This window comes from Sinomonas sp. R1AF57, assembly GCF_002224485.1.
GTDB classification, from domain to species: Bacteria; Actinomycetota; Actinomycetes; order Actinomycetales; family Micrococcaceae; genus Sinomonas; species Sinomonas flava.
This window is the reverse complement of the sequence record NZ_CP022463.1, coordinates 541,443-559,610: the sequence shown is the minus strand read 5'-3', so window position 1 is coordinate 559,610 and position 18,168 is coordinate 541,443. Positions and strand designations below refer to the sequence as shown.

Here is an 18,168-nt window from a genome sequence, read left to right as displayed (position 1 = left end):
CCACGCCCGGCGCCGTCCGAGTGAGCGGGGCCGGAGCGGCCGGCCCGCGGGCTGTGCCGGCACACGGCTCGCGGGCGGCGCTCAGGCATGCACTGCCGCGGCGCTCAGGCGAGCCCCGCCCGGCGCAGCGCCTCCGCCAGAGCGGTGTCCGCGGGTTCGGGCCGCTTGCCCCGGGGCGCACCGCCTTGCTGGGCACCGCTCCGCTGCCCCCGGCCGGGCTCGCTGCCGGTCCGCTGCTGGCTGCCGCCCTGTCGCGGTCCGCCCTGCTGCTGGCCGCCCGAGCGCTGCTCGCCAGGCTGACGACGCCGGTCCTCCCCGCCGCGTGTGCCGGCCCCGGCGTTCCTCCCGGCTCCGGGCTCGTCGTCGAGGCGCAGCGTGAGCGAGATGCGCTTGCGCGGCACGTCGACCTCGAGGACCTTGACCTTCACGACCTGTCCCGATTGCACCACCTCCCGCGGATCGGCGACGAACCTGCTGCTCATGGCCGAGACGTGCACGAGGCCGTCCTGGTGCACGCCGATGTCGACGAAGGCACCGAACGCAGCGACGTTGGACACGGTGCCTTCGAGGACCATTCCCGGCGTGAGGTCGTTGATGGTCTCCACTCCCTCCTTCAGCGCAGCCGTCACGAACTCCGGACGCGGGTCCCTGCCGGGGCGGACGATCTCGGCCATGACGTCCTGGACGGTGGGCAGCCCGAAGCGGTCGTCGACGAATGCCGCGGCGCTGAGGGTCGCGACCCGTTCCTTCGACCCCCCGGCCGACGCAAGGATCCTCTCCGCGAGGCCGTAGGCCTCGGGGTGCACGGCCGAAGCGTCGAGCGGCTGCTTCCCGCCGGTGATCCGCAGGAACCCTGCGCACTGCTCGAAAGCCTTCGCCCCGAGCCGGGGGACCTTTTTGAGCTCCGAGCGCGATGCGAAGGCCCCGTTGGCATCGCGGTACTCGACGATGTTCCTGCTCAGGATCGGGCCCACACCGGCGACCCGGGCAAGGAGGGCCGGGGACGCGGTGTTGACGTCGACCCCGACCGCGTTGACGCAGTCCTCGACGACCGCGTCGAGCGAACGCTCGAGCTTGGACTGGGTGACGTCGTGCTGGTACTGCCCCACACCGATCGACTTCGGGTCGATCTTGACCAGCTCGGCGAGCGGATCCTGGAGGCGGCGCGCGATCGAGACCGCGCCCCGCAGGGACACGTCGAGGTCCGGGAGCTCGGCCGAGGCGAGCGCCGAGGCCGAGTACACGGAGGCTCCCGCCTCGGAGACGATGACCTTCGCGCTTCGCGGCATGCCGAGACGTCCGAGGAGGTCCCCCGCGAGCCGGTCCGTCTCACGGCTCGCCGTGCCATTGCCGACCGCGACCAGCTCGACGGCGTGCTTCCGGGCGAGCCGTTCGAGGACCGCGAGCGACTCCTCCCACTTCTTCGCCGGCGCATGCGGGTACACCGTCGCCGTGTCAACGACTTTGCCCGTCGCGTCCACGACGGCGACCTTGACGCCGGTGCGCAGGCCCGGATCGAGGCCGAGGACCGGACGGTTGCCGGCTGGCGCCGCAAGCAGGACGTCACGCAGGTTGGCGGCGAACACCTTCACAGCCTCGTCCTCGGCGGATTCGAAGAGGCGCGAGCGCAGGTCGGACTCGAGCTTGGCGAGGAGACGGCCCTGCCACGCGACCTTGACGGTCTGGGCCAGCCACTTCCCCGCCGCGGTGTCCGTCCCGCCCCGCACGCCGAGGGCCCGGGCGACCGCTCCCTCGTAACGCGACCGTGCTTCGGCGAGCGCCGACTCGTCCCGGGGGTCCGCCTCCGCGATCTCGAGCGAGAGCTCGCCCTCCCGCTCCCCGCGCAGGAGTGCCAGGACGCGATGGCCGGGCACGGTCCCGACGGGCTGGACGTAGTCCGCGAAGTCCGCATACTTCCCGGCGCCGGCGTGGTTCCCAGACGACTCCGAGGTCCCACGCGGGCCGGCGTCGTGCGTGGCAGCGGCGCCGCCCTTCGCAGCCGAACGCAGGCGGCCGCCGGAGAAGAGCCGTTCGCGCAGCGTGGCCACGAGCTCGGCGTCCTGGCCGGCGCGCTCGGTGAGGATTGCCCGGGCACCCGCAAGGGCATCCTGGGCTGAGGCGACGCCGCGTTCGCCGTCCACGTACAGCCCGGCGAGGGCCTCGAGGTCCTGGCTGGGATCGGCAAGGAGTGCGTCCGCAAGCGGCTCGAGCCCGGCCTCCCGGGCAATCTGCGCGCGGGTGCGGCGCTTGGACTTGTAGGGGAGGTAGAGGTCCTCGAGCTCGGACTTCGTCAAGGCGGCAAGGAGCGCCGCCTGCAGGTCCTCGGTGAGCGCACCCTGCTCGGCGACGGCCGTGAGGATAGCGCGCCGCCTGTCCTCGAGTTCGCGGAGGTAGCGCAGCCGCTCCTCGAGGGCCCGCAGCTGGGCATCGTCCAGCGTCCCCGTGGCCTCCTTGCGGTACCGGGCGATGAACGGCACCGTGGCACCGCCGTCGAGCAGGCCGATCGCCGCCCGGACCTGCCACGGCTCGACCCCGAGCTCGGCCGCGATCGTCGTGGCGATGTCCTCGGCAGTCTGCTCCGGCGTCGGCAGGGACGGCTCGTGAAGGGCAGCAGGGCGGGAGGCGGGAGAAGTCGCTGTGCTCACCCTCCTACTGTGCACCATGGCACCGACACTCCCCATGCCGGCCTCCCCCGCCGCGGTGCCTCATCGGGCGAGGACCCCGAGGTTCACCGCAGCCCAGAGGATGCCCGCCTTCCCGAGCGCGTAGAGGGCAGTGCCGACCCCAGCGATCGCGTAGACGCTGACGGGGACGAGCATGAGCCACTCCCGCCACGACCCGGCGTCGCCGAGGACGGGGATCGAGAGGTGCCCGCCGCGACGCCACATCCACCGGATGATGGGGACCTTGTGCAGGATCTTGGGCCGGCGGAAGCGAAACGGCCAGACGAGGTTGCAGCCGCCTGTCGTCAGCATGTCCCCCGCGATGTGGACCGCGGTGCCGAGCGCGACGGCGAGCGGGAACCAGTCCTCCTGGTCCGGGGCGAAGGCGGCCACGAAGAGGGCCAGCGGAACGGCCAGGAGCCACGGGAGCTTCTGGACGCCGTCGGGCAGGATGCCGAGGACCTTGGCGGCGAACGAGACGAGCAGGAGCGAAGCCAGGCCTGCCCCGACGTACACGGTCCCCCAGAGGTCGGTCTCGACCGTCCACTGCCCCGCGAACCAGGCAAGCGTGACGAAGGCGGCGATTCCCACGAGCGAGTGGGTGCCGTTCCGGTGGCCGCCCGACACTGTGCCGATCCCCGCGCAGAACGCATTGGAGACCGGCGGCAGGGACTGGGCGATGGTCGCGCTGCGGTGGTCGGCGTCGGGAAGGAGCGCCGCGCCGGCGGTCACGAGCGCGCCGACGACGACCCCGGCGGGCGTGGACTCGAAGAGCGGCCAGCCGATGTCCACCCCAACGTGCCCGAACCCAAGCGGGACGGTCGCGGGAGAGATGTCGATGGTGAATCTGGTGGTCACCGCGACCCAGGCTGCTGCGCCACAGGCCGCGTGATGGGCTCCCATCATGCGCGCGGAGCCCTCCCGCCGTGGACGGGACGGTAGTGCGAGAGGTTCAAGGCCGGGAGCTCACCCGAGGCAGCTGGCGCAGGCGCCAGCTCCGAGGTCGGCCTCGGCGAGGATCCTCCCACAGTCGCGGCACTCCATGTGGAGGCTGAGATCCTCGCAGTCCGCGCACCGGTGCTCCTCGAACTGGGCGAGGGCGTGGCCGCAGTCGCGGCACGCGTCCTCGGCGAGGTGCAGGGGACGGGGAGACGCGGCCTTGGGGTGGGTCCGCTCAGGCGAGGCGATGACTGCTGCAGTGCTCATGTTTTCAGGCTAGAGAGCGGCTCCGACATTTCTCGTACGGCGGCCCGGAGAGTTGCGATCCCACGGCGTAGGCTGGCGCACATGGCCAGATTCTTCGACGTCCACCCGGTCGACCCGCAGCCCCGCGCCATCGGCCAGGCGGTGCAGATCCTCCGGGACGGTGGCCTCATCGCCTATCCGACAGACTCGTGCTACGCCCTCGGTGCGGTGATGGGCAACCGCGAGGCGCTCGACCGCATCCGGCAGATCCGGCACCTCGACGACAAACACCACTTCACGCTCGTGTGCCGCGAATTCGCCCAGCTGGGCCAGCTGGTGGACATGCCGAACGACGTCTTCCGTGCCATCAAGGCCGTCACACCGGGCCCCTACACATTCATCCTCCCCGCCACGCGCGAGGTGCCCAAGCGCATGCTCCACCCCAAGAAGAAGACCGTGGGCGTGAGGATTCCGGACCACGCGGTGGTCCGAGCGCTCCTGGCCGAGCTCCGAGAGCCCCTCCTCTCCTCGACCCTCCTCCTTCCCGATGAGGAGGAGCCGCTCACCGACGGGTGGGAAATCAAAGAGCGCCTCGACCACGCGGTGGACGCGGTGATCGACGCCGGCGAGTGCGGCTCCGAGCCGACCACCGTCATCGACTTCTCTTCCGGCGTCGCCGAGATCGCCCGCTACGGCGCCGGCGATCCGAGCCGGTTCGAGTAGCCCAGCGCTACTGGGGAGCACGACGGCGGGCCCCCGCGCGCCGTCGTCTGCCCGCCGCGCGCAGGCAGGGAGGCACGCCGGCAGGGAAGCCTAAGCGAGCCGGGAGCGGACGATCTCGCTGACCGCCTTGCCGTCGAAGCGTCCGGCGACCTTCGCGGTCACGGGCTTCATGACCTGGCCCATCTGGCGCATCCCGGGTTCCGTCCCCCCGGCCCTGAGGCCAGCGACGACCTCGTCGACGATCGCCTCGACCTCGTCGCGGGTGAGAGGCTTCGGGAGGTACGCCTCGATGACCTCGGCCTCGGCGATCTCCGCAGAGGCGCGCTCCGCCTCACCTGCCTGCGAGTAGATCTCGGCGGTCTCGCGGCGCTTGGAGGCCTCCTTCTGCAGGAGCGAGGTGAGCTGGGCATCATCGAGGGTCACGGGAGCCTTCCCGGACTTCTCCCGGGTCTCGATCTCGCCGAGAACGTTGCGCACCGTCGTCAGCGCGGTCCTGTTGCCCGACTTCATGTGGGCCACGACATCGGCTTGGAGCCGCTCCTTGAGCGTGGACATGGGGACACCTTCCTGACGCTGAAACCTACCTTTCACAAGGGTAGGCGCTCCTACAATGGAGGAAGCCAGAGGAGGTCCCGTGGGGCACATCCACTACCGGGTCCGGGGGGCGCGGCACGGACGGTCGTACCGCACCTCGGCTACTGCCCGCCGTCCCGCCCCGCTTCCCCAGGAGCGGCAGGCCGACCCCCGAACACGCGTGACCCGACCGCGGCGGGAAGGCCTCGGCGTCGTCAGCCAGCAGACCACCTCCGTCTGGCGCGCGCTCCTGGCCCCGGACGGCACTCCTCCCGCGCTGCCCCTGCAGGTCGCCTACGTGCGCCGAGCGGTCTGGCAGCAGACCGGCCAGACGCCGAGCCTCCGCGGGCTCACGATCGGGCAGGCAGAGCGCATCCTGCGCGCAGTGGGCGCCGACCCGCGGCCCCTGTGGCGCGCAGGGCGCAGTGCACCGCCGGTCAATCTCGCCGCGTTCGGGGCCCGCTGGCTCGTGCTGGTGCTCGTGTGCCTGGCCTTCCTCGACATCGGGCGGGTCGCCGGGGTCCCGTTCGTGCTGGTCGTCGTGGGCTCGAGCTGGCTGGCGTTCCTCCGCCGTCAGCGGCGGCAGGGCTTCGAGGACCGCCACTACGGGCCCGCTGCCCGACCCGACGCTTCCCCGCCACGCCCCGAGCCGCCGGCGGACCCTTCGCAGCCCCCGCCCGGGAGCCCCTATAACGTTGACACGTACCTGAGGCGCCTGAGTGAGGACGGTCCTTGATGAGATGGTTGTCCGCCCTGGCCAGGACCCTGGGGAGGCTCGTGGCCTTCCTCGCCGTCAGCGCCCTGTGCGGTGTCCTGGCGGTCGGCTTCCTGGCCCCGACGGTCGCCGCCACGTGGGGCGCCGCGAACGGCTCCGTGCAGTTCTTCGACAGCCTCCCCTCGGAGCTGAAGGTGACGCCTCCGGCGCGCGTGACGAAGATCGTCGCGGCGGACGGGTCGCCAATCGCCTCGGTCTACAGCGAGAACCGGACACCGGTCCCCCTCGCGGCCATGTCGCCGAACATCACGAATGCCATCATCGCGATCGAGGACTACCGCTTCTACGAGCACGGGGGCGTGGACACCACCGGCATCCTGCGAGCCGTCATGGCGAATTTCCGGGGCGACAGGCAGGGCGCCTCCACCCTCACACAGCAGTACGTCGCCAACGTCCTCAAGGAGAACGCCATCGCCCAGGGCGAGGACCCGGCGGTGCTGCTCAACGGCCAGAAGAGCATCGGCGACAAGCTCCGCGAGATGAAGCTCGCGATCGCGCTCGAGAAGCAGTACTCCAAGGACCAGATCCTCGAGGGGTACCTCAACATCGTGTTCTTCAACCGCGATGCGTATGGGATCCAGGCCGCAAGCCAGCACTTCTTCTCGGTCGACGCGAAGGACCTCACGATTCCGCAGGCGGCCCTCCTCGCCGGGCTCGTCAACGGGCCCTCGGTCTACGATCCCGTCACGAACCCGGACAACTCGCTCCAGCGCCGCAACCTGGTCCTCGACGCGATGCTCAAGCGGGGGTACATCACGCAGGCCCAGTACACGGAGTCGGTCGCGACCCCGATCCAGCTGGCGGTCAAGCCCACGATGCAGGGCTGCGCCTACGCGGCCCAGGCCCAGTACTTCTGCGACTACGTCCTCCACCAGATCCTCAACGACCCCGCCTACGGCGCGACGGCGGATGACCGGCTCCAGCTGCTCACGCGCGGGGGCCTGACGATCACGACGACCCTCGACCCGCGGCTCCAGGCGCCCGCGCAGGCCCAGGTGGATGCCACCGCGGGGGCCAACCCGGACAAGTGGGGCACCGCGCTCACCACGGTCCAGCCGGGCACGGGCAAGGTGCTCTCGATGGCCCAGAACACGCGGATGCTCCAAGGCCAGGGGTTGGACTTCGTCACGTCCTACAACTTCAACGTGGATCGCCTCGACGCGAACGGGAACGACCTCGGGGGAGCCGGCGGCTTCCAGCCGGGATCCGCGATGAAGCCGGTCACGCTCACGGCATGGCTCAGCGAGGGCAAGCCGACTGACCAGGTCGTCAACGCCGCCCAGCGCCGGTACCCGCTCAACTACCCGTGGAAGACCACGTGCACCAAGGTCACCGGCGCCTTCGACGACACGACGGTGGGCCTCGGGACGGCTCCCGACCTGCAGAACAACGAGCCGCAGTGGTACCGGCCCATGCCGGTCCGTGAGGGGATCTACCAGTCGATCAACACCGCGACCTTCGCCACGGCGGCCGGCCTCAATGACTTCTGTGACATCCAGCGGGCAGCGGACGCGCTCGGACTGCACGACGGCGAGGGCAAGGACCAGAAGCTGGACATGTCCACCCTGGGCAACCTGCTGGGCGGCCCCAACGTGTCGCCCGTGACGATGGCGAGCATGTTCGCGACCTTCTCGGCCAACGGGACCTACTGCGTCCCGATCTCCATCACCGAGGTGAAGGACGCCAACGGGCAGCGGATCGGCGGCCAGGAGCAGAAGTGCCGGGCAGGGGCGATCAGCCCCGACGTGGCGAAGGCCGTGACCAACGTGCTCCAGGACGTCCTGACGAAGGGCTCCGGCTACAACATCAAGGACGACGCCGGGAAGACGATCCAGCTCGGTGTCCCCGCGGCTGCGAAGACCGGTACGAACCAGTACAACAGCCAGACCTGGGTCATGGGGTTTACCAAGGGCCTCGCGACGGCGTCGTTCTTCGGCGAGGCGCTGCGCAACCCGGAGGACCGGATCGGGCGGAACGTCGTGGTCAACGGCAGGTTCTGGCCGAGCGTCGACGGCGCCTACATCGCGGGACCGCAGTGGGCCTTCTACATGCAGAAGGTGGTCGGCCTGTTCGACCACGGCGGGTTCGATCCCCCACCGCCCGTGCTCATCACGGGCAAGAAGTAGCTGGCAGGAGACCGGGCCCGGAGGTGGCCGATGAGGTCACCTCCGGGGGAACGCGCGCTTCTCAAGCAGGTCCATCATAGGTCCGATGAGCCTCTGAGGGTCGTGTCGAAGAGCTCGCGAAGCTCGCGGAAGTGCCGCTCTGCGGCCTCCTCGTGGTAGGCCGACGTGTCCGCCATCGTGTAGCCGTGGGGGGCGCCCGAGTAGATCACGTTCGACGCCGTCAGGCCGGCTTCCGCGAGAGCCGCACCGAGGCGTGCCACTGCCTCGGGACCCATGCTCCTGTCGTGGTCGGCATGGCCGAACACGAAGCGCGCCCTCGCCTGCCGCAGGCCCAGATGAGGGCTGTCCGGCTCGTCCGTCGCGAGGCCGCCGCCGTGGAACCCGCCGCAGGCGGCAACCGCCTCGGGGTGGGCCGCTGCCGTGCGCAAGGCAAGGCGCGCACCCATGCAGTACCCGGTCGTCCCGATCGGTCCGGGTGCGACCCCCGGGAGTCCACGAAGCGCGGCAATCCAGGCGTCGATATCGGGCAGGGCCTTGGACGCAGTGAGGCCGCGCACCCGCGGGAATGCGGCCTTCCCTGCCGCCTCGCGACCTTCAGGCGTGGTCATGTCGGTCTGAGGCGCGAGCTCGGCCGCAGCGCCCTCGCGGTAGAAGACGTTCGGGGCCAGGACCACGTACCCCCAGTCCGCAATGCGCTGGGCCATCTCCTCGATGCGCGGGCGGAGGCCGAACGCGTCCATGTAGAGGATGACGCCGGGAAACAGGCCCTCCTCGGACGACGGACGGGCGACGATGGCTTCCGCGGTGCCCGCCGGAGCGGGAATCGTGATCATTTCAGTCGACACGGCGTCAGGATACCGGCGGCCGCTGGGCCCCGGCCCGGGAAGGTTCTGCCAATCCCTCGTCCGGGGGCCCGCCCTGCAGACGCCGGCCGCCAGCGCCTCGGCTGAGCGAGAGTGTGGCGAGGAGACCCACTGCAAGGAATCCGGCGGCCGACCACGCCGCCAGCCGCGTCCCCTCGGAGAACGCCACCCGCGAATCAGAGGCTGCCTGCGCGGTGGCAGGCGACCCGGCCAGACTTGCGATGGCGCCCCCGGAGCTGTCGACGACGGCGGCGACGATGGAGTCGCGCTGGTCCGCCGGCACTCCCCGCGCATCGAGGGAGCTGCCCAAGACCCCGGCGGCGGACGAGAAGAGGACCGTCCCGAGGACGGCGATGCCCAGGGCGGAGCCGATCTGCCGCGACGTGCTCTGGGTTCCGGAAGCCTGCCCGCTCAGCGTCACCGGGACGTCCTGGAGCACGACGCCGGTCAGCTGCGCTGTCGCGAGTCCAACACCGAAGCCATAGACGAACAGGAAGGGGACGAGGAGGCCCCACGTGGTGTCGGGCCCGATGACGATGCCGAGGCCGGCAACCCCGGCGATCTCGGCCGCAAGGCCTACCCGGACCACGACCACCGCCGAGGCGCGGTGCCCGACTGCGCCAGCAAGACCACTGGCCGCGAAGGAGCCGATCGCGAGCGCGAGAAGGATCAGCCCGGTCTCCAGGGCGCTGAACCCGAGGACGTTCTGGAGCCAGATGGGGAGCACGAGGATGATGCCGAACTCGCCAAGCGAGACGATGAGTGCGGCGATATTGCCGTTGCGGAACGAAGGTATGCGCAGGAGCTCAACGGAGAACATGCTGCCCTTGCCGTGGCGATCGCGTCGGATGGCCCAGAAGGCGCAGGCGAGGGCTGCGATGACCGCGAGTGCCAGGACGTAGGGGATCGGAGAGATGACGCCCGGCCACTCCCAGGATCCGACGCGCGGGCGGTGCTCTACGGCCCACCACCCATAGGTGCGTCCCTCGATGAGGGCGAAGACCAAGGAAGCCGACGCGACGACTGACAGCGCCGCCCCTACGGGATCGAGACGACGACGGGTTCCGTCTCTGGACTCGGCGACTGCGGCAAGCGCTCCGACAACGATGACCGCGGCGATCGGGATGTTGATCCCGAACGCCCAACGCCACGAGAAGGATGTAGTCAACCAGCCACCGAGCAGTGGGCCGACGGCGGACATTCCTCCGATTGTCGAGCCCCACACCGCGAAGGCGATTCCACGCTCCGGTCCCCTGAACCCCGCATTGATCAGCGAGAGGGTGGACGGCAACACCATCGCCCCGCCCACACCCTGGACAAGGCGCGAGGCGATGAGGACGCTGCCGTCCGGGGCCAGCGCCGCCACGACGGAGGAGAGCGCGAACACGACGACGCCGATCAGGAGCAGCCGTCGCCGGCCATACCGGTCCCCGAGCGTGCCGAAGACAAGCAGGAGGGCCGCGAAGACGAGCGTGTAGGACTCCTGGACCCACTGCACTCCCGTCGAATCGATGCCGAGGTCCTGAACGATCGAGGGGATGGCCACGTTGACAATCGTGGAGTCCACGATGATGAGCGACACCGCGAGGCTTATCACGACGAGCCCGATCCACCGACGTCGCCCCTCGATCCCCCGCGATGATGCGGCGATCCCCCCTGTCTGCGCAGCCAGCCCACCGGACGGGCGAGACGGACCGGTCATGTCAGAGCCTCCCGGAAGAGCGAGATTTTTCGGTTATCTTACTTCTCGATTTTCGAGAGAACAATGCTTGGCTGCCCCCCGATTCCCTGGCTGCCGCTGCCGTGCGTCTGGTTGCCGTCGCTGCGGCGGGGAAAGGAGGTCCCGAGGCACCGTCTTCCGAAGGAGCAGACATGCGCATCGCCGTCGTCGGGGCGACAGGAAACGTGGGAACGGCACTGCTGCGGACCCTCTCCGCGGACGGAGGCCACGAGCTGGTCGGGGTGGGCCGCCGGGAGCCCGATGCGGCGTCGGCGCCGTACCGGAGTGCCTCCTGGCGCGCCGTGGACATCGCCGCCCCCGACGCCACTGCGGCCCTGCGGTCGGCGCTCGAGGGGTGCGACGCCGTCGTCCATCTCGCTTGGGTGATCCAGCCGAACCACCGGGAAGAGGAGCTCCGCCGGGTCAATGTGGACGGGAGCGCCCGGGTGTTCGACGCCGCGGCGCAGGCGGGCGTCAAGCAGGTCGTCTATGCCTCGTCGGTGGGCGCGTACAGCTCGGGGCCGAAGGATCGCCGAGTCGACGAATCGTGGCCGACCGGCGGACTCCACACCTCGCACTACAGCCGGCAGAAGGCCGAGGTCGAGCGCATTCTGGACCGCTTCGAGGCGGACCATCCGGAGATCGCGGTGGCCCGGCTCCGTCCCGGCCTGATCTTCCAGTCGGGGCAGGCGTCCGAGGTCGGGCGGTTCTTCCTCGGGCGGTTCATCCCCCAGCAGGTGGCCCGGGCGCGGGTGCCCGTCCTGCCGATGCCGCCGGGCATGGCCTTCCAGGCCGTGCATGCCGAGGACGCGGCAGACGCGTATGCCCGGGTCCTCGCGGTCCGTGCGCGGGGTGCCTTCAACATCGCCGCCGAACCGGTGCTCGACCCGCAGACGCTGACTCCCGTGCTCGGGGCCCGGCGATCGGTCCCCGTACCGGCGGCGGCGCTGAGAAGCGTGGTGTGGCTCTCGTGGGAGCTCCGTGTGCAGCGCACCGATCCCGGATGGATCGATATGGCGATGCAGGTTCCGATCATGGACACAACCCGCGCCCAGACCGAGCTCGGCTGGCAGCCGCAGCGGAGCTCCCAGGAAGCAGTGTCGGCCGTCCTCGGGGGCATGCAGCAGGCGTCCGGGGTCCAGGCATCCGCGGCGCTGCGTCCCGGAGACCAGGGCGCCACAAGCTGAGCCCGCGGGAACCGGTGGCCGGGGCTCAGACGAACTTCGCCATGCGGGCCTTGACCTGTGCGACATAGGTCTTGGTGTCCTCGTACATGCCTCGGGTCTGCACCGAGCCGAGGCCCTGGTAGTAGCCGGCGAGCGCCTGGTCGAGGCTGGACGCGTTCGAGCGGAGCCAGCGGAGCAGGGCCACGCCGGCGGCGATGTTGTCCGCCGTCTTCGTCAGGTCGAGGTTCGGCCGGCCGGTGAGGCTGGCGAGCCAGTCCCTGTTCGCCGGCATGATCTGCATGACTCCCACCGCCCCGACGGATGAGGTGACGTTCTGGCGGAAGCCCGACTCCTGCTCGGCCACAGCAAGCGCGAGAGCGGGATCGACCCCCATCTGGGAGGCGGTCTGGCGGACCATCGACTGGATCTGTGCCGGGGACTCCGTCGCCGTCGGAGTCGGCGCGGCGATGATCGTGCCCGTGCTTCCTCCTGCCCGGAGCGAATCGACGACGGATATGCCGGAACCTGGGCGCCATTCGATGCGACCGCCCTCGAAGTCCTGGGCCACGCCACCCGTGATGGCGTACTCGTCGCTCGTGGGGTAGCCGAGAGTGCCGCCCTCATAGCCGAGTCCCGCCCATGCCTGGCGGATGGCTCCGCCCGACTCGTGCGCTCCCGTCTTCGGCGACCAGATGATCGCGCCACCCTGGTACATCTGGTACACGCCGCCGTCGCGCAGGCCCCGGATCTCGTCGGTGGTCGGGTATCCGAGGTAGCCGTTCTCGAAGCCGCGCCGCTGCCACGCCGCGCGGATGCCGCCGCTCGATTCATGCGCTCCGGTCGTGGGCGACCACATGATCAGTCCGCCTTGGTAGGCCTGGTAGGAACCTCCGTTGCGCAGGCCCCTGACCTCGTCCGTGGTGGGGTAGCCGAACTTGCCGTTCTCCAGGCCGAACCGCAGCCATGCTGCCCGGATCGCACCGGCGGACTCGTGTGCGCCCGTCTGGGGGGACCAGACGATGGCACCGCCCTGGTACATCTGGTACACACCGCCGTCGCGCAGGCCCCTGACCTCGTCCGTCGTGGGGTACCCGAGGTAGCCGTTCTCCGAGCCCTGCCGCTGCCACGCGGTACGGATTCCCCCGCCGGACTCGCGAGCCCCCGTGGTGGACGACCAGACAATCACGCCGCCCTGGTAGGCCTGGTAGGAGCCTCCGTTGCGCAGGCCCCGGATCTCGTCGGTGACGGGGTACCCGAGCTTGCCGTTCTCGAGCCCGAACCTCAGCCATGCCGCTCGGATCGCACCGCCGGATTCGAACGCTCCGGTGAGGGGATTCCAGACGATCGCGCCCCCTTCGTACATCTGGTACACGCCGCCGTCGCGCAGGCCCCGGATCTCGTCCGTAGTGGGATACCCGAGGTAGCCGTTCTCGAAGCCCTGCCGCTGCCAGGCGCTCCGGATCGCGCCTGTGGAGACGCGCGCTCCCGTGACCGCCGTCCAGACCACGGCACCCCTCTGGTACATGCGGTAGAAGCCGCCGCTGCGGATGGCGCCGAAGTCGCCGTAGGCAGAACCCAGCCCGGCCTGGGCGGCCTTCGCGTCGATGAGTGACGCTACCGCGGCTGGCGGCGCGTTCTTGGCGGCGACGGTGACGGTCGCGGTCGCGCCGACGGCGTCGACGGTGACTCTGGCCCCGCCGGCCGTGGTGAAGGTCTGGCCGGGCTGCCAGGCCAGATCCGTGGCGTAGTAGCCGGCGAACGGGCGGGTGCTCGGAGGGATGAGCAGCGACTCCGTCTCGTCCAGACTGCCCTTGATGATCTCTACACCGCGGTTGCCGCCGAGGGCGGTGGGAGCGTCGTACCCCGTCGGGGCCTTGAACTGCAGGTAGTACCACTCACCGGTCGCGGGGTCCCGGAACTTCACGGCCCTCCTGGGGCCCGTGCCCGCCCACGGCGTGAGGATGTAGCTCGTGGGGGACCCCGGAGTGCCGATGTCCAGGACTTCGTCTCCGCGTCCGAATCCGCCGTACTCGAAGAGGTAGGAATTCAGGTGCGGCTGGCTCCATTGCGACACGCCCATCAGGTCGGTGCGGTCGCCGTACTCGCGGGTGCTGCAGGCGCTGTCGCTGAAGCGCCCGATGGACCGTGTCGAGTCCGCTGCCCCGTTGGTGCACTGGAGGGTATTGGCGTGCCCGAGCCCGAGGACATGCCCCATCTCATGGGCCGTCACCGGAGCCGTGAAGTTGGACTGCCTCGGGAGGAGGATGCGCCCGCTCGTCTGCCCCGACTCCCATCCCGCACCGAGGTTCCCTCCCGCGCCGTACACGACGACGTCGTCGCGCGGAATCGCCAGCATCAGGACGTTGGCCGTCCCCGGGGTCCATCCGATCTCCCGTGCAACCGTGTCCATGATGACCGTGAAGTCGTCCCCGGAGGCGGCTGAAGTCCGCTGGCCTGCCAGGACGCGGTCGAGGCGCAGCCCGATCCTGCCCGCCGACATCGACGACCAGTACGCACTGGCCGACTGGATCGCGGTGCGGTAGGCCGCCACATCCAGTGATGCAGCATCCGCAGCGGTCTTGTCCCGTGTCTGCAGCGTCACCAGGGTGACGCTGATCTGGGCCGTGCGCTGGGGGTAGGCGGCGGCCAGTACGGACGGCGCCGAGCCCTGTGCGGAGGCCGCGGCCTGAGCGGCGTTCGCGGTCGTGCCCTGCTGGACGGCGGCGAGCGCCACTGCCACGGCAACGGCTGCCGCGGCCCGGGGCGGGGCAGCCGCAGGACGCTTCGTGCGCTCGGCGCGGTGCTTGGGGGTGCGACGGCGCATGCGTGTCCTCCGGTTGGGCGAATTCTCGCCCGAGATCAGTGAAAGGCGGACATGTAAACGCCCCTACCTCCAGAGGATCTTTTACATGTAAAAGGAATGATATACATGTTCCCGAACAGGCGTCGCCGGAGTCAGCCGTTGAAAAGGGCCAATCCGCGCCACAAGCCCTGTACCAGCGTGCGGAGGAGTTGAGCATGGGTGTCCGATTCGGCGCTCGCCTGCAGTCGAAGCGAATGGAGCGAGGCCTGTCGCAGGCCGAACTCGGCAGGAACCTCTGCTCCGCGGTCTATATCTCGATGCTCGAGTCCGGCCTTCGTGAACCGACTCCCGGCGTCCTCGCCGAATTGGCAGACCGCCTGAAAGTCGCCCCCAGCGACCTCGACCCACTCCAGGAGGCTCGTGCCCACGACGCCGAATTCGTCCTCGCTGAGCTCAGTGCCCGCGACGCGTGGGACGGGAGGGACTACGCCCGGTCAGCGTCGCATGCTGAGGCGGCGGCCCAGCTGGCCCTGGCGAGCGGCCACCACAGCGACTGGTGGAACATGACTTACATGCAGGCCGAGTGCGCCCTCAAGCAGGGAGACCTCGCCGAGTGCCAGCGACTCGCCGATCAGCTCCTCGGCCACCCGATCGTCGCAGAGTCCCCTTCTCTGGCTGGCCGGGCACAGCAGCTCCTCGCTGCCTCGTGCCACGGACTCGGCCAGCTGGATGCCGCGGTGCAGCGGGCCCGGGAAGCCGTCGCACTGGCCGAACGGTACGCGCACTCGTCGACGACCCACGTCAGCGCCCTCAATGTCCTGGTCGCCGCGCTGGCGGACCGTGGGCACCTCGATGAGGCGTGGGAGCACTGCCGGCACCTCGCCTCGCTCGTCGACGGCACATCGCCCCAGCTCGCCGGCCAGGTCGAGTGGGCGATCGGCAATGTCGCATTCATGCGCAGCGACTGCGAAGAGGGAGTCGACCGTCACGAGCGCGCCGCGGCGCTCCTCTCACCCGCCCAGGACCTGGGGCTCTGGGCCCAGTTCAATAAAGCCACCGCCGCCGCGCGGCTCGCAGCGGGGCGCGTCGAGCCCGCTACCCTCGCCGCCCTTGAACGGGCGGAGATGTCCCTCGAGATCGTTGGCGGCAGCCGGCGCGACCATCTCGATGTCGCGCTCATCCGCGCCCAGTGGCTCTACCTCTCGGGAGACCCCGCCGCAGCCGCGGAGCGGCTCGAGGACCTTGCACCGGAAGCCCTCGACCTCGGGCCCTACCCCGCCGGGGAGGTCGCGCTCCTCTACGGGCGCACGCTCGGGACCCTCCGACGCACCTCCGACGCGCTCGAACAGCTCGACGCCGCACGGCAGCACTTCGCCGACGCCGGGGCATGGAACAGGGTCAACGAATGCATCAGCGCTGCAGTCGAAACACGCACCTCGTTCCGCACGTCATCTGGATGAGTCGGACTGCCCCTGGCCTTGGGTCCCCTGGCTCGGCAGCGGCTTTCCGCTCGGCGCCCGGCCCACGCCCTCGTCGTCGGGCCTCGTCGCCTCCCCCGTGCCCCGGTCGTCCCGCCCAGAGGCTGGCGGCGCCGACTTGCCGGCGGAATTCCCGTCCTGGGCCCGCGGCTCCGGGCGAGCCGTCGGCCCGGCGCCCTCGTCCGAGGTGAGTCCCGGGTCGACGTCGGACTTCTCGTGGCTCCGTTTGTCCCGCGACGATCCGGGACCAGCAGCCGCGCCGTCGGCATGGCCCGACGGCGTGGCCGGCGGCTGAGAGCAACCGGCGTCGCACGCCCACCACGGCAGCTGGGCTGCCGGCGAGTCCCCCTCAGGCGTGGGCGCCATGTGGCCGTTTCCGGCATCCTCAGCCGCGCTCGTGGGCAGCGGGGCAGGAGGCGCGCCCTCTTGAGGCGGCCACAGTTGCTCGAGCTGCTTCAGGGGCGGGTTGACCACGGCCTGAAGAGCTGACACCCCCGTGAACGTCAGGGTGGCCGTGACGCACACGTACCCGAGAATCCGGAGTCCGCTCCTGCGCTGCGTCATCCCGCAACCCTGACAGGTGACGCATACAGCATCGACTCTGCCTGGCACAGCGCACCGCGCTCACGGTCGGTGAAGAGCCGTCCGCCCGAAAGCACTTCGCAGTCGATGAGCTCCACGACGGCCCGATGCAGGTATGCCCTCGGTTCTCCCGAGAACACTCCGTGGGCCGGCGTCAGGCTGCGGTGGACCACCACTTCTGGATACACCGCGGTGGTGCGACGCCACACGCGGACGAGCCTGAGGAGCTGGAGACGGTGACGAACGCCCAAAGGGGCGAGATGGCGGAGCAGTGCCGGGAGGGTCAGCCCGAGTGCCATCATCAGCATCGAGGTCCCGCCGAGGACGAGGCTCAGCGAGTCCAGGGGGACGGCGCCGAGCTCGGGTCGGCCGAGCATGATGAGGACTGCCCTCGCTTCCTGCACAGCCTGGGATCCGATGCGCAGCACGCTGCCTGCGCCCACGCAGGCAAAGCCCATGCGGAAGGCCGTGGACGCCATGTCGGGCACGTGTCGGAGGCACGCGCGCAGGACGGAGAGCGAGGCGAGCGCCAAGAAGCCGTTCAGCACGGTCCCGCAGACAAACGCTCCGACATCCGATTCCTTGGCGACCCTGGTCAGGAGTGCCTCGCCGGCTCCTGGGCTGCCCGGCGCGACGAGCCACATGCAGAGGAAGGAGCCGAGGTACATCGCGGCGGCGACCCAGGTGAGGAGAATCGCTCGCTGCACTTCGTCCTGGACGTCCGCCTCGGGGACGACTGCTCTCAGGACGGACAGGCGGATGGCGCCGAAGGCCGCGATCATGAGCAGCCCGCCCAGAAGGGCGGCCATCCCGCGCACGCCCACCGCCGCGTCCACCGCCGTTGCAATCGGGGCAACGTCCAGGACCGAGGCGACTGCTGCGAAGACTGCGACGAAGAAGACGCAGTCTCCCCGCCTCACGAGTGCAGGCAGACGGAGCAGAGCCAGGAGGCCCAGAGCCGCTGCAGCCACAACGTGCACCGTCATCCGAACACTTCTGAGAACTTGAGCGGTTCCCCTCCGGACGGCACACGCGAGGCACTCAGGCCTTTCGCGAGCAGATCGGCGAGCACCTCAGCGGCGAGTTCAATTCGGCTCCGCTCGCGGCAGCGGGCGAGCGCACCTTGGATCAAAGCCGCCGGGAGATCGGGAAGAAGGGAATTCTGCGCGATGGAACGTGTTTCCTGAAGATCATGTCCCAGAATCATGTGGGCGAGCTCGTGCAGAATTATCTGTTCCCGATAAAGCTCGGAATCGGTGTCCACGTGAAGGATCAGCTCGACGTCGCGCATGGACAGCCACAGTGCACTGACCTCACCTTTGCCGAGGCTCGGCACAGCCCTGATATCGAGCCGGGTGCCGCGGTATCGGGCCACCGAATCCACCAGCTCTTGGAAGCCGAAGGCAGAACCGAGGCGGAGTCGGGAAACAGCCTCGGCGGCTTCCCTCCGCACAGGACCCAAGCCATCACGCAGGAGGCGCCTCCTCACGGCGCCATTCCGCCCGGCAAAT

At 69.9% G+C, this 18,168-nt stretch carries 15 protein-coding genes; 5 read left to right on the top strand and 10 right to left on the bottom strand.

Features of this window, described 5'->3' with window-relative positions:
* Positions 1-104: 104 nt before the first annotated feature.
* The 3 genes from CGQ25_RS02645 to CGQ25_RS02635 form a co-directional block, all read right to left on the bottom strand.
* Positions 105-2,645, bottom strand: a complete 2,541-nt coding sequence (locus tag CGQ25_RS02645; RefSeq protein WP_369802280.1) for a Tex family protein — start codon at positions 2,643-2,645, stop codon at positions 105-107.
* 60 nt (positions 2,646-2,705) lie between these two features.
* Positions 2,706-3,566 carry a metal-dependent hydrolase gene (locus CGQ25_RS02640; protein ID WP_369802315.1) on the bottom strand — a complete coding sequence of 287 codons (861 nt, stop codon included), beginning with the start codon at positions 3,564-3,566 and terminating at the stop codon, positions 2,706-2,708.
* 63 nt (positions 3,567-3,629) lie between these two features.
* A complete protein-coding gene (locus CGQ25_RS02635; RefSeq protein ID WP_208711685.1) occupies positions 3,630-3,869 on the bottom strand; it encodes a hypothetical protein in 240 nt (79 codons plus the stop codon).
* Positions 3,870-3,950: 81 nt separating this feature from the next.
* Here CGQ25_RS02635 and CGQ25_RS02630 point away from each other — a divergent pair, with 81 nt between their 5' ends.
* On the top strand, positions 3,951-4,571 hold the full coding sequence (locus tag CGQ25_RS02630; protein WP_208711684.1) for an L-threonylcarbamoyladenylate synthase: 621 nt from the start codon (positions 3,951-3,953) through the stop codon (positions 4,569-4,571).
* Positions 4,572-4,661: 90 nt separating this feature from the next.
* Here CGQ25_RS02630 and CGQ25_RS02625 read toward each other — a convergent pair whose 3' ends face one another.
* On the bottom strand, positions 4,662-5,126 hold the full coding sequence (locus CGQ25_RS02625; RefSeq protein WP_208711683.1) for a GatB/YqeY domain-containing protein: 465 nt from the start codon (positions 5,124-5,126) through the stop codon (positions 4,662-4,664).
* Between the two features lie 79 nt (positions 5,127-5,205).
* Between CGQ25_RS02625 and CGQ25_RS02620 the strand changes: the two genes are divergently transcribed.
* Positions 5,206-5,880, top strand: coding sequence for a hypothetical protein (locus CGQ25_RS02620; protein WP_208711682.1), 675 nt, complete (start codon positions 5,206-5,208; stop codon positions 5,878-5,880).
* Complete coding sequence (locus CGQ25_RS02615; protein WP_208711681.1) at positions 5,880-8,045, top strand: transglycosylase domain-containing protein; 2,166 nt, start codon at positions 5,880-5,882, stop codon at positions 8,043-8,045. The genes CGQ25_RS02620 and CGQ25_RS02615 overlap by 1 nt, the downstream gene beginning before the upstream one ends.
* A gap of 74 nt (positions 8,046-8,119) precedes the next feature.
* Here the strand turns inward: CGQ25_RS02615 and CGQ25_RS02610 are convergent, their stop codons facing one another.
* Together CGQ25_RS02610 and CGQ25_RS02605 are read right to left on the bottom strand one after the other, a co-directional pair.
* Positions 8,120-8,878, bottom strand: a complete 759-nt coding sequence (locus CGQ25_RS02610; RefSeq protein ID WP_208712829.1) for a dienelactone hydrolase family protein — start codon at positions 8,876-8,878, stop codon at positions 8,120-8,122.
* 16 nt (positions 8,879-8,894) lie between these two features.
* The gene (locus CGQ25_RS02605; protein WP_255405522.1) at positions 8,895-10,505 is read right to left on the bottom strand and encodes an MFS transporter; all 1,611 of its coding nucleotides are present in this window, start codon (positions 10,503-10,505) and stop codon (positions 8,895-8,897) included.
* A 275-nt stretch (positions 10,506-10,780) separates the two neighbouring features.
* Between CGQ25_RS02605 and CGQ25_RS02600 the strand changes: the two genes are divergently transcribed.
* A complete protein-coding gene (locus tag CGQ25_RS02600; protein ID WP_208711679.1) occupies positions 10,781-11,815 on the top strand; it encodes an NAD-dependent epimerase/dehydratase family protein in 1,035 nt (344 codons plus the stop codon).
* A 25-nt stretch (positions 11,816-11,840) separates the two neighbouring features.
* On the opposite strand, the gene CGQ25_RS02595 is transcribed toward CGQ25_RS02600, so the two are convergent.
* On the bottom strand, positions 11,841-14,618 hold the full coding sequence (locus CGQ25_RS02595; protein WP_208711678.1) for a transglycosylase SLT domain-containing protein: 2,778 nt from the start codon (positions 14,616-14,618) through the stop codon (positions 11,841-11,843).
* 194 nt (positions 14,619-14,812) lie between these two features.
* Between CGQ25_RS02595 and CGQ25_RS02590 the strand changes: the two genes are divergently transcribed.
* Positions 14,813-16,057, top strand: a complete 1,245-nt coding sequence (locus tag CGQ25_RS02590) for a helix-turn-helix transcriptional regulator (RefSeq protein WP_208711677.1) — start codon at positions 14,813-14,815, stop codon at positions 16,055-16,057.
* On the opposite strand, the gene CGQ25_RS02585 is transcribed toward CGQ25_RS02590, so the two are convergent.
* Genes CGQ25_RS02585 through CGQ25_RS02575 form a run of 3 tightly spaced genes read right to left on the bottom strand, consistent with a single transcriptional unit; the run spans position 16,046 to position 18,110 of the window.
* Complete coding sequence (locus CGQ25_RS02585; RefSeq protein ID WP_208711676.1) at positions 16,046-16,639, bottom strand: hypothetical protein; 594 nt, start codon at positions 16,637-16,639, stop codon at positions 16,046-16,048. The two genes, CGQ25_RS02590 and CGQ25_RS02585, sit on opposite strands and share 12 nt — an antisense overlap.
* Complete coding sequence (locus CGQ25_RS02580) at positions 16,636-17,643, bottom strand: hypothetical protein (RefSeq protein WP_208711675.1); 1,008 nt, start codon at positions 17,641-17,643, stop codon at positions 16,636-16,638. Before CGQ25_RS02580 ends, CGQ25_RS02585 begins: the two co-directional genes overlap by 4 nt.
* The gene (locus CGQ25_RS02575; RefSeq protein WP_208711674.1) at positions 17,640-18,110 is read right to left on the bottom strand and encodes a hypothetical protein; all 471 of its coding nucleotides are present in this window, start codon (positions 18,108-18,110) and stop codon (positions 17,640-17,642) included. The genes CGQ25_RS02580 and CGQ25_RS02575 overlap by 4 nt, the downstream gene beginning before the upstream one ends.
* Positions 18,111-18,168 lie beyond the last annotated feature (58 nt).